The organism is Paenibacillus lactis, from assembly GCF_017873605.1.
Lineage (GTDB): Bacteria > Bacillota > Bacilli > Paenibacillales > Paenibacillaceae > Paenibacillus_AQ > Paenibacillus_AQ lactis.
In genome coordinates, this window is record NZ_JAGGKI010000032.1 from 1 (window position 1) to 15,080 (window position 15,080).

Sequence of the window (15,080 nt, forward strand, 5' to 3'; positions counted from 1 at the left end):
ATTTTTTTTGACACCCTCTCGTCTGCTTTGTTTCATTATCGTTTTATCACTAAGGGGTGTCCACTTTTTATTCTAGCTGCAAAAAGGGACTTGTGCTCGGGGACCTGAGGCGGAAATTGGAGCAACAAGTCCTTAAAAGGGACTTGATCAGGGATCTGAGGCGGAAATTGGAGCAACAAGTCCTTAAAAGGGACTTGCTCAGGGAACCGAGGCGAAAACTCGAGCAACAAGTCCCCTAGAGGGACATGTTCGAGGAATTGAGGTAAGGGTTGCTACTTTTGGAGGATGGAACGAGCGAAAATACCTTTTTAACGACAGATAATGGCTATGGGAGGATGGGGAACGGCTATGATTAATGATAAATTACCGAAAATGTGGTACGGCGGCGACTATAATCCGGAGCAGTGGGACGAGGAGATCTGGAAAGAGGACGACCGCATGTTTAAGCTGGCTGGCATTGATGTCGCCACGATCAATGTGTTTTCGTGGGCACTGAATCAACCGGAGGAGGATACTTACGATTTCGCCTGGCTGGATGAGACCATCGACAGGCTGTACCGGAATGGCGTTTATGTCTGCCTCGCAACAAGCACGGCCGCTCATCCGGCTTGGATGGCGCGGAAATATCCGGATATTCTGCGCGTCGATTACGAGGGCCGCAAGCGGAGGTTCGGCGGACGGCATAACTCCTGCCCGAACAGCCCTACGTACCGCAAATATGCGAAGCTCATGGCAAGCAAGTTAGCGGAGCGGTATAAGGATCACCCGGCTGTTCTGATCTGGCATGTATCGAACGAGTACGGCGGCTACTGTTATTGCGACAATTGCGCGGAGGCCTTCCGCGTGTGGCTCAAGCAGCGTTACGGGACGCTGGATGCGCTCAATAAAGCATGGAATACCCGCTTCTGGGGGCATACGTTCTACGACTGGGAGGATATCGTCGTCCCGAATGCACTGAGTGAGGAATGGGGCGGCAACCGGACGAATTTCCAAGGAATTTCGCTTGATTACCGCCGCTTCCAGTCTGACAGCCTGTTAGACTGCTATAAGCTCGAGCGGGATGAGCTGAAACGCATCACACCGGATATCCCGGTAACCACCAATCTGATGGGCTTTTATCCGGAGCTCGACTATTTCAAATGGGCCAAGGAGATGGACGTTGTCTCATGGGACAATTATCCATCGCTCGATACTCCGTTCAGCTTTACGGCGATGACGCATGCGCTTATGCGCGGGCTTAAGAGCGGGCAGCCGTTCATGCTGATGGAGCAAACGCCGAGCGTTCAGAACTGGCAGCCGTACAACTCGGCGAAGCGCCCCGGCGTCATGCGGCTATGGAGCTACCAAGCGGTTGCCCATGGGGCGGATACGGTTATGTTCTTCCAGCTGCGCCGTTCGATCGGGGCCTGCGAGAAATATCACGGCGCGGTGATCGAGCATGTCGGCCATGAGCATACCCGCGTGTTCCGTGAATGTGCGGAGCTGGGCAAGGAGCTGCAGCAGCTGGGGGAACGGCTTTTGGATGCACGCTCCGACGCGAAAGTAGCGATCATGTACGACTGGGAGAACCGCTGGGGGATTGAGCTGTCCAGCGGTCCGACGGTCGCGCTGAAATATGTTAGCGAAGTGCATAAGTATTATGATGCGCTGCACCAGCTGCATATTCAGACGGATATGATCAGCGTGGAAGAGGATCTGTCCCAATATGACGTTGTCATTGCTCCGGTCATGTATATGGTGAAGCCGGGATTCGCCAAGCGCGTCGAGGAATTTGTGTCTCGGGGAGGCACTTTCTTGACGACCTTCTTCAGCGGCATTGTCAACGAAAACGATATCGTAACGCTGGGCGGTTATCCAGGCGAGCTGCGCAGTCTGATGGGAATTTGGGCCGAGGAGATCGATGCCCTGCTGCCGGGACAGCAAAATCAGATGATCATCCGGGGCAAGCATGGGGAGCTGGAAGGCTCCTATGACTGCGGCATTTTGTGCGATGTGATTCATGCGGAAGGGGCAGAGGTCGTTGCTGAGTATGGCTCGGACTATTATAAAGGCATGCCGTCGCTTACGGTCAACCGTTTCGGCCAAGGCAAAGCCTGGTATGTTGCATCCAGTCCGGACGCGAAGTTCCTGCAGGATTTGATGAAAACGATCTGCGCAGAGCACGGTATTCAGTCGGTGCTGGATGCGCCGGCCGGCGTGGAGGCTGCCCGCAGGGTCAAGGATGATAAGGCATTTACTTTCGTGCTTAACCATACGGCGGAAGCTAAGACCGTGCCATTAGGGGATGCGGTTTACAAGGATTTACTGACGGGCAAGGAACAGCAGAAGCAGTGTGAAGTCCCTGCGCGGGGCGTCATGATTTTGGAGAAGCTGTAGATCGGGCAAATTGAGCAGCAGCATGTAGCGGCGGATCGCCGTTAAGGCGAAGGAGCTGAGCCATACTGAAAAAGCAGAGCAGCAGGGAGCATTCCCTGCTAGCTCTGCTTTTTTCGCCCGCGAGACCGCCCGCGAGACCGCCCGCGAGACCGCCCGCGAGACCGCCCGCGAGACCGCCCGCGAGACCGCCCGCGAGACCGCCCGCGAGACCGCGTTACATGAAATCGGTCAAACGCTTGCGGAATTCCTTCGGCGATATGCCTTCCTGCTTCTTGAACACGAGGCTGAAGTACTTCTCGTTCTTGAACCCGACCATCTCGGCGATCGCCGCCATTTTCAGCGCAGGGTTCTGCAGCAGGATTTTCGCCTTGGAGATCCGGAGACGGTTGATATACTCCGGTATGTTAACCTGATGCTGCTGCTTGAATTTACGGGAGATGTATTCCCGGCTCACATGGAACCGGCTTGCGATCTCGTACAGCGACACCTCGTTCTGGTAGTGCTGCTCGATGTAGTCCGTAATGTCGCGGATCAGCTCCCCGCCGGACTGCGTTCTGGACAGCAGGACGGAGGAAAGGCGGTTCATCAAACCCGTCCAATAGTGCTGCCATTCGGCAAGCGAGAATACGTATTTATTGGGATTCGGGGACTCCAATTCGGAACACGCCTCCCGGTAGAGCTTGTGCACCGGTTCGGATCCGGCACCAGCCGTTTCATAAATGACCTGGTTGGCAAACCGCTCGATGTCCCGGTCCCACTGTGCTAGAAGTTCAGGTGTAATCACTCCGGTTTTGCGGATTTCGTGCGTCCACGCTTCGACCGCATCCGCAATCAGGTTAGGCTGTCCGCTGAGAACGGCAAGCTTCCAAGAATCCTCATAGCTTCCGAACTGGAGGGCCTTGGGCAGATCCCCGGCAAGGCTTCGGACCTCGTCTCCGTCATGGATGAAATGGCTGAGCACCGTCAAGTCGCGCGAAGCGAGAGAGGACAGGCATTTGTCATACAGCTTGGGCATGTCCCCGGGGTAGCTCCCCGCCGGGCTCGTTCCAAAATGCATATGCCGCGACAGCGTCCGGTGGATCCCATCGTTTATATCATGAAGGCGGGCGGTCAGCGCGCCGATCTGCTCCCAGACCAGAATCACGATTCGATGATGGGAGCCGAAATGGCGGAATGCGATCCCGACGCCGTCCTTTTGCAGAAATTCATTGCAAATATTCAGCAGGGCAAACATAAGAAGATCGAGATGATGGCCGAAACGCTCGAATAACGTACTGTCCGATGGATCGATCTGCAGCACGGCCAGCCGTACGCGCTCCGCTGACTCCGGAACGATGCCTTCAGTCTTCAGCCGCCGTGCAACCTGGGCATGGGCGCTCGGATCCTCGAGCAAGCTTGTCAGCAGCTTCTCGGAGTACACCGGCCGGTATTCGTTGACCTGCACGTGCTGCTGCTGCGCAGCCCGGCGCTCCGCTTCCTCCGCCCGCCAGGCCGATGCCGCCTTGTCGACGGCTTCATTGATGGCAGCCTCTTCGATCGGCTTCAAGATATAATCCGTACCGCTATAGCGGATCGTATTGCGGACAAATTCGAAATCATCATGCCCGCTGATGACGATGAATTTCGTATCCGGGTAATGCTCGTGAATCCATTTCATGAGATCGACGCCGTTCTTCAGCGGCATCAGCATGTCCATCAGGACGAGGCTCGGGCGATAAGCGGGGATCATCTCCATCGCTTCCTGCCCGTTGGCGGCCTCCTGAATTTCGGTAATGCCATGCTCCTCCCACCGGACAAGCAGCTGAATTGCTTTGCGCACGCGGCTCTCGTCATCGACGATCAATGCCTTCATCCGTTTCACCTTCCACATGTATAGTCAGAACAACACGAAAGCCACGCGGCTGGTTGTTCTCCAGATTGAACCCGGATTTTCCCCGGGAATACAGCCTAAGCCTTGTCATAATGTTGATGAGGCCGATGCCGCCTTGGTCCTCCTCGTCCTCAGAGCTAACCTGCAGCTGCTCCAGGTCCAGCTCCTCCAATTGACGCAGCTGCGCCTGCAGCGCTTCGAACGGCTTCTCCGGCATGCCGTTGCCGTTGTCCTCGACGGTAATCTGCACGAGCGAAGGGGAGAGACGCCGGCTTTGAACGAGGATATAGTTGTCCCGGGCAACCGGGTTCATGCCGTGCTTGAAAAAGTTTTCAACCAATGGCTGAATCAGCATCTTCGGGATAGTCAGTTCCAAGGTGGACTCTTCCACATCGTACCTGAAGTCGAACCCGTTCTCAAATCTCTCTTTCTGCAGCTCGATGTAATCCTTGATGTGATTCAGCTCGGTGCGAAGCGTTACCGGCTTATCGGTATTGTACATGCTGTAACGCATCATCCGGGCAAGGGCCGAGATAAGAGAGTAGATTCTCTTCATGTCATGCTCAAGCGCAAGCGTGCCGATGGTCTGCAGGGCATTGTTCATGAAATGCGGGTTCACCTGGGCCTGGAGCGCCCGGAGCTGGTTCGTCCGATTGGCCAGCTTCAGCTTGTATTCCTGCAAAATAAGGTTGTTGATCGTATCCATCATACTGCTGAACCGGCGGTACAGAATTCCGATTTCGTCCTTGCGGTCCGACTCGATATCAACCGTCATACGCCCGCTCTTTACCTGGCTCATAAACCCGACGAGCTCCCGGATCGGCGCGGTAATTCGCACCGAGATCCAGATCATGGCGGCAATGATCAGGAGGAACGATACCGCAAGCAATAAAATATTGATGAAAGCCGCTTTATCTGCGCTGCTCAGAATATAGGAGGACGGGATTTCCTTTATCATCGTCCAATTGCTGATAGAGGTCTGGACACGGTTATACACATAAATGTTATCATTATGTTCGAAATAGCCCTGCTGTTGTCCCGACTCCATAATGGCCTTATACCAATCCTCGCCAAGGGGCCTCCCAATCCGCGCCTCGTCACCGGAATACATGACAATCCCGTCTTCGCTTGTAATGTATAGCTGCTCGTTCTCAGGCTGGAATAATTGACTGCTGATCCGGCTGAGGAACGTCATGTCCAGATCAATGGCGAGCAGCCCAAGCCGCTCCGAGGATGGCACGCGCTCGATGACCCGATACAGTGTCAGCACCTTGGTATTCTCTTTATAGGGATAGGCCAGTTGAAAGCCGTAGGTATGCAGGGCATGAGGCGGCTGGATAAACAGCTTTCGGCCCTGCAGATCCGGAATTTCCCGATACAGACTGATGTCGCTGGCTTTTCTCGCTATATCTTGTGCGTACAAGGTGGACTCCCGCTGACCGTCTACGTACAGATAGACCTGCCGCGTTCCGGTAATGGCATGATACATCGACTGCATCGTTGCGGACTGCCTGCCGCCGGTGCTGATGTTGCCGTGGCTGTAATACAGACTGCGGAAAAATTCAGGATCGGAATAGACCGTCAAGGAGTTCCGGTTCAATTCTTCCAAATCGCTTTCCAGATTCATCTGCCCCTGGTACAGGAGATTTTGGTTCTCAACCACCGCTCGCTCCTTTAACGCATTGGTCGTCGTAACATAGCTGATGATCAAGGCGGCCGTCGTCGGGATGATCGTGGCCAGGATCATAAAGGCGATCAATTTTGTGCGTATGCTGTTCCAGTTCAAATCTTTCACCCGCCGATCAATTTTCTATACCTATTCGTTCACATCCTAGGGTAGTTCTATGTTACTAATCTTAGCATAATTGAATCAGAGAGAAACGATAGGACAAGCGGAGGGGGATTTACATGAATAGCAAAAGAACGGCTGCGCTGATGCAGCAGCTGGTGTATATTGGACCCGCGCTGCTGTTTTTCGGCATTACGATCATAATCCCGTTTGTCATGGGAATGTATTATTCCTTTACGAATTGGAACGGCGTATCGGGCAATGTCGAATGGGTGGGACTCGATAATTTCGTCAAAATATTCACGAGCGACCGCGCGTTTGCCGACTCCTTTTGGTTTACAACCAAGTTTACGATTGTCGGCGTCATTTTAACCAATCTGGTCGGATTTTTCCTGGCCTACTTCCTGACCAAGAAGATCAGAGGGCGGAACTTCCTGCGGACGATCTTCTTTATGCCGAACGTGATCGGCGGTCTGCTGCTTGGTTTCATTTGGCAGTTTATTTTTATCAAGGGATTTGCGACGCTTGGAGATGTAACCGGTCTCGCGTTTTTCCAGCTGCCTTGGCTGGGGGATGAGGTTACCGGATTCTGGGGAATCATTCTGGTATTCGTATGGCAGTCTTCCGGATATCTGATGATCATCTACATTGCCTCCATCACCAACGTGTCGAAGGAAGTGCTAGAAGCCGCCGAGATTGACGGGGCGAACCGCTTCCAGGTGCTGAAAAATATTATGGTGCCGCTGATTATGCCGGCGGTGACCGTCTGTCTGTTCCTTGCGATATCCTGGTCCTTCAAAATGTTCGACCTGAACCTGTCGCTGACCAAGGGCGGACCATACGGCTCGACCGAGTCGCTTGCGATGAACGTGTATAATGAAGCTTTCCTGAATAACCGCTATGGATTGGGTACGGCAAAATCCTTGATCTTCTTCATCGTGGTGGCCGTCATCACCCTCATTCAGGTCCGCCTGACGAAGAATAAGGAGGTTGAAGCTTGATGAAGACCAAATCCTCACAATCGGCATCGGCCCTGATCCTGCAAGTCGTGATGTTTATCATCGCCATCATATTTTTAGCGCCCTTTTACTTCCTGCTCGTCAACTCGGTGAAATCGCTGGGCGACATCATGGTTAACGCGGCCAATTGGCCGAGCATGTTCCACTGGGATAACTATTCGAAGGCATGGGAGCTTACGAGATTCCCGGAAGCCTTCACGAATTCCCTGGTCATTACCGTGATCAGCAATCTGATTATCGCGCTGCTCAGCGCGATGGCGGCCTACCGGATGGTCCGCGCGAATACGGTCTTTAACCGCATCGTGTTTATGATCTTCGTATCGGCGATGGTCATCCCGTTCCAGTCCATTATGATCCCGCTGCTGCAGGTGGTCGGATGGCTGAACGTCAACAACAGCATGGTCGGCCTGATTCTATCCTACCTCGGGCTGGGCATTCCGCTCTCCATCTTCTTGTTCCACGGATTCGTAAAATCGATTCCGCTGGAGATCGAAGAGGCGGCTACGGTAGACGGGGCATCGTCCTACGGCGTGTTCGCCCGGATCATTCTGCCGATGCTGAAGCCGATGCTCGTAACGGTTATCATCCTGAACAGCTTGTGGATCTGGAACGACTATCTGCTGCCGTCCCTGATTCTGCAAAGTCCGGAGCTGCGGACCATTCCGCTGGCGACCTTCGCCTTCTTCGGACAGTATTCCAAGCAGTGGGATATGGCGCTGCCGGCATTGGTGCTCGGGATTACGCCGATTATCATATTTTTCTTATCGTTGCAGAAGTATATTGTCGAAGGCGTCGCGGCCGGCTCCGTCAAGGGCTGATTCGCTTGCGACTTGCCTTCGACCCGCACGATAGTCACCTTGGTTTCTCAAACTTTATATATACATTTTCTCAAGGGGGTAACACGCAATGAAAAAAATGAAATTGACCCTGGTCATGCTGCTGGCATTCTCGATGGTCCTTGCAGCCTGCGGCGGCAAATCGTCGGAAGAGGGAAGCGGCAGCAGCGATGCAGCTTCCGGTGATGTAAAAACGGTTAAGATTTTCCAGTTCAAAACCGAGATCGTAGATGGTCTGAATGAGCTGAAGGTTGAATTCGAAAAAGAGCATCCGAACATCAAGCTGGACATCCAGACGGTCGGCGGCGGAGCGGACTATGGCGCTTCCCTGAAGACGAAATTCGCTTCCGGCGACGCACCGGACATTTTCTCCAACGGCGGTTATGCCGAAATGGAGATGTGGTTTGACAACCTCGAAGATTTGTCCGATCAGCCATGGGTAGCCGATCTGGTCGATATGGCGAAGAAGCCGATGACTAAAGACGGCAAAGTATATGGCATGCCGATGAACCTTGAAGGCTGGGGCTATATCTACAATAAAGATCTGTTCGAGCAAGCAGGCATTACCGAGCTTCCGAAAACCTACTCCCAGCTGGAGGATGCAGCGAAGAAGCTGGAAGCGATCGGCGTAACGCCGTTCGCGAACGCTTATCAGGAATGGTGGCTGCTGGGCAACCAGGGCATTAACCCTGCATTCGCGCTGCAGAACGATCCGGACGCGTTCATTAAAGGCTTGAGCGACGGCACGGAGAAATTTGCGGGCAACCCGTTGTTCGAAGAATGGGCTAAGCTGATGCAGCTGACGCTGGATCACGGCAACAAAAACCCGCTGACGACCGATTACAACACCGCCGTATCCTTGCTGGCAACTGAAAAAGCCGCCATGATGCAAAACGGCAACTGGTCCCAAACGGAAATCGACGCCATCAATCCGGACCTTAACCTTGGCTTCCTGCCTATGCCGATGGGTGAAGATGCCGAGCAGAACGACAAGTTGAACGTCGGCGTGCCGGCCAACCTCGTCATTAACAAAAACTCACCGGTGAAGGAAGAAGCGAAAGTATTCCTGAACTGGCTCGTCACTTCCGATATCGGTAAAGAGTACATCGTGAAGAAATTCAAATTCATCCCGGCTTTGTCCACGATCGAAGCAACACCTGAGGATATGGGCGACCTGGGTGCGTCGGTATGGGAATACGTACAGGCCGGAAAAGTGCTGCCGCAGCAGGCTCCGAAATTCCCTGACGGCGTAACGCAAGAATTTGCAAACTCGATGCAGGCGTACTTTGCAGGCAAATCCGATGTGACAAAAATGCTTGAGGATATGCAGGCTTCATGGGATAGTTTGAGTCAGTAAACCCAATCAGGAGTTTGAATGTCTAAAGCATGAACAAGATGCACCGCTCTCCTGACCGGCTTTTTGGGATACAGGAGCGGTGCATTTTTATTAAAACCAAGCGCGAGAGGGAGAGATGGAGGATGAGCATTCACAAGTTTCCCCAGGATTTCAAATGGGGCGTAGCAACGGCCTCTTATCAGATCGAAGGGGCCTACAACGAAGACGGACGGGGCATGTCGATCTGGGACACCTTCGCCCATACGCCGGGCAAGGTCAAGAACGGAGACAATGGGAACGTCGCCTGCGACAGCTATCATCGGGTGGAGGAGGATGTACAGCTGCTGAAGGATCTGGGCGTCAAGGTGTACCGCTTCTCGGTATCCTGGCCGCGCGTGCTTCCTAGCGGAAGAGGCGAAGTCAACCAGGCCGGGCTCGATTACTATCACCGATTGGTAGACGCGCTTGTTGCGAACGGCATCGAACCGTTCTGCACGCTGTACCATTGGGACTTGCCGCAAGCGCTGCAGGATGAGGGCGGCTGGGGCAGCCGCGGAACGATCGATGCATTCGCCGAATACGCGGAGCTGATGTTTAACGAGTTCAAGGGTAAAATCAAGCACTGGATCACGTTCAACGAGCCGTGGTGCATGGCGTTCCTCTCGAACTACCTTGGCGTGCACGCCCCGGGGAACAAGGATTTGCAGCTGGCCATCGACGTCAGCCATCATCTCCTTGTCGCTCACGGCAAGGCGGTTAAACGCTTCAGGGAGCTTGGCATTCCGGGAGAGATCGGCATTGCGCCGAATACGGCCTGGGCTGTGCCATACCGCAATACGGAGGAGGACATCGAGGCCTGCCTGCGGATCTACGGCTGGTCCGGCGATTGGTATCTCGACCCGATCTACTTCGGAGAGTATCCGAAGTTTATGCTGGAATGGTATGAGAAGCTCGGTTATAAGCCTCCGGTCGTGGCTGGAGATATGGATATCATCCGTCAGCCGATCGATTTTATCGGCATCAATTATTATACGTCCTCGATGAACCGCTATAATCCGGGCGAAGCGGGCGGAATGCTGTCCAGCGAGGCGGTGTCGCTCGGCGTGGCCAAGACGGATATCGGCTGGGAGATTTACGCGGAGGGCCTGTATCAGCTGCTTCGTTACACGGCCGACAAGTACGGCAATCCGAATCTTTATATTACGGAGAACGGCGCCTGTTACAACGACGGTCTCGAGCAGGGCGGACGCATTCACGACCAGCGGCGGATCGATTATCTCGCCATGCATCTGATTCAAGCCAGCCGCGCGATCGAAGACGGAATTAATCTGAAGGGCTACATGGAATGGTCGCTGATGGACAACTTCGAATGGGCGGAGGGCTACGGCATGCGCTTCGGTCTGGTGCACGTGGACTATGATACGCTGGTCCGCACGAAAAAAGACAGCTATTACTGGTATAAAGGCGTTATCTCTAGAAACTGGTTCGAACGATAATTTCAAACGTTAGAAAATGGATCTGCTCCGTCAATGTTAATTGCGGAGCAGATTGCATATGGGAGGCACTGATCATGATTAATCCAAAAATTCCGAAAATCTGGTACGGCGGGGATTACAATCCCGAGCAATGGGATAAAGCGACGATGGACGAGGACATGCGGATGTTTCCGCTGGCGGGAATCGATGTCGCCACCATCAATGTGTTTTCCTGGGCTCGAAGCCAGCGTGATGAAGAAAGCTATGATTTTACATGGCTTGACGAGATTATGGACCGGTTGGCGGCCGAAGGCATCAAGGTCTGTCTGGCAACCAGCACGGGAGCCCATCCGGCGTGGATGGCCAAGAAGTATCCGGATGTGCTTCGTGTCGACTACGAGGGCCGCAAGCGCAAATTCGGAGGGCGGCACAATTCGTGCCCGAACAGTCCGACCTACCGCAAATACGCTCCGCTCATGGCCCGCAAGCTGGCCGAGCGGTACAAGGATCATCCGGCACTGGTCATCTGGCATATATCGAACGAATACGGCGGCTACTGCTACTGCGACAACTGCGAGCGGCAGTTCCGCGTCTGGCTGCAGAAACGTTATGAGACGCTGGAGAAGCTGAATACGGTATGGAACACCGGCTTTTGGGGCCATACCTTCTATGATTGGGACGAGATCGTCGTGCCGAATGTGCTTAGCGAGGAGTTCGACGGCAACCGGACGTTCTTCCAGGGCATCTCGCTCGATTACCGCCGCTTCCAATCGGACAGCCTGCTGGAATGCTACCGGCTGGAACGGGACGAAATCAAGCAGGTGACACCGGAGATTCCGGTGACGACGAATTTGATGGGATTTTATCCGGAGCTGGATTATTTCGAATGGGCGAAGCACATGGACGTGGTCTCCTGGGACAACTACCCTGCCATTGATACGCCGGTCAGCTTCACGGCGATGTCCCATAACCTGATGCGCGGCCTTAAAGGCGGGCAGCCGTTCATGCTGATGGAGCAGACGCCGAGCGTTCAGAACTGGTCGCCTTACAATTCGGCGAAACGGCCTGGCGTCATGCGGCTGTGGAGCTACCAGGCCGTCGCGCATGGAGCCGATACGGTGATGTTCTTTCAGCTGCGCCGCTCCATCGGGGCGTGCGAGAAATTCCACGGCGCGCTGATCGAGCATGCGGGGCATGAGCATACCCGGGTGTTCCGCGAATGCGCGGAGCTCGGAAGCGAGCTGCAGCAGCTTGGAGACCGGATTCTCGACGCGCGCTCCAGGGCCAGAGTGGCGATCCTGTACGATTGGGAAAACCGCTGGGCGATCGAGCTGTCGAGCGGACCGACCAAGCAATTGAATTATGTCGATGAAATCCATAAGTACTATGCCGCCTTGTACGAGCAGAATATCCAGACGGACGTGATCGGTGTAGAGGAGGACCTGGATAAGTACGATGTCGTGATAGCGCCCGTTCTGTATATGGTGAAGCCGGGTGTCGACGAGCGCGTGGAGCGTTTCGTGGCAAGCGGCGGAACCTTTATCACAACCTTCTTTAGCGGGATCGTGAATGAGCATGACCTCGTAACGCTGGGCGGCTATCCCGGCAAGCTCCGCCAAGTGACGGGCATATGGGCGGAGGAGACCGACGCGCTGCTCCCGGAACAGCAAAATCATATGGTGATGAAGCAGGATTGGGGCCCGCTGCGTGGAAGTTATTCCTGCGGAATTTTGTGCGATGTCATCCATGCGGAAACGGCTGAGGTTCTGGCCGAGTACGGAACCGATTTTTATCAAGGCACCCCGGTGCTGACGAGAAACCGGTTCGGCAAGGGGCAGGCCTATTACGTTGCCAGCAGCCCGGATGCGGGGTTCCTTAGGGGCTTTATGAGCAACGTATGCGAAGAGCAGGGGATCAAGCCGCTGCTCGATACACCGGCAGGGGTCGAGGTTGTGGAGCGGGCGAAGGACGGCACTTCTTTGTTGTTCATCATGAACCACAACGCCGAAGCGATGGCATTTGATGCAGGATCCGCCAACCAAACGGATCTCCTCACCGGGCGGCCGGTTACGGGGCATGTTACGATCCCGGCAAGGGGCGTCATGATACTCGAGCGGCCGGCAGCGGACGAATCCTAATTGTAGGATCAGGAGATTACAATCGGACGTTGGCAAGGAGGCAGAAGCAGTGAGCATCTTTTTTCATGAAGAGCAAGGTATATTTCATCTCCAAAGTGATCATTCGAGCTATGTCATTCAGCTCGTTCGCGGCTTATATCCCGCCCATGTATATTGGGGGCCGAAGCTTCGCGATTCGCAAGTGGAAGGGCTTCTTACGCGGAGGGAGAGAGCTTCCTTCTCGCCGTCGCCGTTTCGGGACGACGCTTCCTTCTCGTTTGACAGCATGCCTCAGGAATATCCGGGATACGGGAGCGGCGATTTCCGTCAGCCGGCCTATCAGGTGCAGCTGGCTAACGGAACGACGGTAGCCGAGGTCGAATACGAAAGCCATCGGATATACAGCGGCAAGCCGAAGCTTGAAGGTCTTCCTGCAGTTTATACCGAGCAGGACGATGAAGCCGATACGCTGGAGCTCCGGCTGGTCGACCGCGTGAGCGGCTTGTCCGTTACGCTGTCCTACTCCGTAATCAAAAGCTATGATGCGATTGCCCGCTCCGTATCATTCCGCAATGAAGGGGCCGTGCCGATGACGTTGCTGCGGGCGATGAGCGCGAGCGTGGATTTCAGCCACAACCGATTCGACCTGCTCCACCTACACGGCGCATGGGCCAGAGAACGGCACGTAGAGCGGAGAAGGCTGTCGCCGGGAATGCAGGGAATCGAGAGCCGGCGGGGGGCGAGCAGCCATAACCATAATCCGTTCCTGGCGCTGCTCGCCGACGATGCCGGCGAGGAGCACGGAGAGGTCTATGGATTCAGCCTCGTGTACAGCGGCAGCTTTGCGGCGCAGGTTGAAGTGGATCAATATGAGACGACCCGCGTCGTTATGGGCCTCAACCCCTTCGACTTCTCCTGGCTGCTGGAGCCGGGGCAGTCCTTCCAGACGCCGGAGGCGGTCATGGTATTCTCGGCCGAGGGGGTTGGCGGGATGTCCAGGCGATATCACAAGCTGTACCGGACCCGGCTGTGCCGCAGCGCTTTCCGTGACGCGGTCCGTCCGGTGCTGGTGAACAACTGGGAAGCGACGTACTTTAACTTCAATGCCGAGAAAATCGAGCAAATCGCCAAGGAAGGCCGGGACCTCGGGATCGAGCTGTTTGTGCTTGACGACGGCTGGTTCGGCAAGCGCAACGACGACACCACCTCGCTCGGCGACTGGGTGGTGGATCGGAACAAGCTGCCCGACGGTCTCGAGGATCTGGTTCAGCGCGTCACCGACCTGAACCTGCAGTTCGGCTTATGGTTTGAGCCGGAAATGGTGTCGCCCGACAGCGACTTGTATCGCCTCCATCCGGATTGGTGCCTGCATGTGCCGGATCGCCGCAGAACGGAAGGAAGACGGCAGCTTATCCTCGATTTCTCCAGAGAAGAGGTATGCGATGCCGTTGCGGGCATGGTGCGCGACATTTTGAAGAGCGCCCCGATAACGTACGTGAAATGGGACATGAACCGGAACATGACGGAGATCGGTTCTGCAGCGCTTCCGCCTGAGCGGCAGCGGGAAACGGCCCACCGGTACATGCTGGGGCTGTACCGCGTGCTGGAGCAATTGACATCGGAATTCCCGCACATCCTGTTCGAGAGCTGCTCGGGCGGCGGGGGAAGATTCGACCCGGGGATGCTGTACTATATGCCGCAAACGTGGACAAGCGATAACTCCGACGCGGTCAGCCGTCTGAAAATCCAGTACGGGACGAGCCTGGTTTATCCGCTGAGCTCGATGGGCGCGCATGTGTCCGCGGTTCCGAATCACCAGGTGCACCGGCATACTTCCCTGCGGACCCGGGGGCATGCCGCCATGTCGGGCAACTTCGGGTATGAGCTGGATCTGACGGCCTTTACGGAGGACGAGAAGAACGAGGTACGGGAGCAGGTGAAGCTGTATAAGGAGATCCGCCACTTGGTTCAATTCGGCGACTTCTACCGGCTGCGGAATCCGTTCGAGGGGAACGAAGCGGCATGGACGGTGGTGTCGGAAGACCGCTCTGAAGCCGTGTTGTACTATTTCCGGATTTTGAGCGAAGCGAATGAGCCGATCCGTTACTTGCGGACGCGAGGTCTGGATCCGGATGCGGAGTACCGCTGTCTTGAGGATGGCGCCGTCTACGGGGGCGACCGCCTCATGCATGCCGGACTGGCCATACCGCCGATGCATGGCGATTTCCAGAGCTTTTTGTGGAGATTTAAGCGGGTATAACC

The 15,080-nt window shown here is 55.0% G+C and carries 9 protein-coding genes; 7 read left to right on the plus strand and 2 right to left on the minus strand.

What is annotated here, in order from left to right:
- Positions 1-348: 348 nt before the first annotated feature.
- A complete protein-coding gene (locus tag J2Z18_RS29115) occupies positions 349-2,376 on the plus strand; it encodes a beta-galactosidase (protein ID WP_007131732.1) in 2,028 nt (675 codons plus the stop codon).
- Positions 2,377-2,590: 214 nt separating this feature from the next.
- Here the strand turns inward: J2Z18_RS29115 and J2Z18_RS29120 are convergent, their stop codons facing one another.
- Positions 2,591-4,228: a response regulator transcription factor gene (locus J2Z18_RS29120; protein ID WP_210095706.1), complete on the minus strand. Its 1,638-nt coding sequence runs from the start codon at positions 4,226-4,228 to the stop codon at positions 2,591-2,593.
- Positions 4,206-6,041, minus strand: coding sequence for a cache domain-containing sensor histidine kinase (locus J2Z18_RS29125; RefSeq protein ID WP_276824946.1), 1,836 nt, complete (start codon positions 6,039-6,041; stop codon positions 4,206-4,208). Before J2Z18_RS29125 ends, J2Z18_RS29120 begins: the two co-directional genes overlap by 23 nt.
- A 113-nt stretch (positions 6,042-6,154) precedes the next feature.
- On the opposite strand from J2Z18_RS29125, the gene J2Z18_RS29130 reads away from it, so the two are divergent.
- The 6 genes from J2Z18_RS29130 to J2Z18_RS29155 all read left to right on the plus strand — a co-directional run bounded on the left by J2Z18_RS29130 (position 6,155) and on the right by J2Z18_RS29155 (position 15,078).
- Positions 6,155-7,036 carry a carbohydrate ABC transporter permease gene (locus tag J2Z18_RS29130; protein WP_144878276.1) on the plus strand — a complete coding sequence of 294 codons (882 nt, stop codon included), beginning with the start codon at positions 6,155-6,157 and terminating at the stop codon, positions 7,034-7,036.
- Positions 7,036-7,872, plus strand: a complete 837-nt coding sequence (locus J2Z18_RS29135; RefSeq protein ID WP_210095716.1) for a carbohydrate ABC transporter permease — start codon at positions 7,036-7,038, stop codon at positions 7,870-7,872. Before J2Z18_RS29130 ends, J2Z18_RS29135 begins: the two co-directional genes overlap by 1 nt.
- Positions 7,873-7,960: 88 nt before the next feature.
- The gene (locus J2Z18_RS29140; protein WP_210095708.1) at positions 7,961-9,247 is read left to right on the plus strand and encodes an ABC transporter substrate-binding protein; all 1,287 of its coding nucleotides are present in this window, start codon (positions 7,961-7,963) and stop codon (positions 9,245-9,247) included.
- A 122-nt stretch (positions 9,248-9,369) separates the two neighbouring features.
- On the plus strand, positions 9,370-10,722 hold the full coding sequence (locus J2Z18_RS29145) for a GH1 family beta-glucosidase (protein ID WP_210095709.1): 1,353 nt from the start codon (positions 9,370-9,372) through the stop codon (positions 10,720-10,722).
- A 74-nt stretch (positions 10,723-10,796) separates the two neighbouring features.
- Positions 10,797-12,839: a beta-galactosidase gene (locus tag J2Z18_RS29150; protein ID WP_210095710.1), complete on the plus strand. Its 2,043-nt coding sequence runs from the start codon at positions 10,797-10,799 to the stop codon at positions 12,837-12,839.
- Between the two features lie 49 nt (positions 12,840-12,888).
- A complete protein-coding gene (locus J2Z18_RS29155) occupies positions 12,889-15,078 on the plus strand; it encodes an alpha-galactosidase (protein WP_210095711.1) in 2,190 nt (729 codons plus the stop codon).
- Positions 15,079-15,080 lie beyond the last annotated feature (2 nt).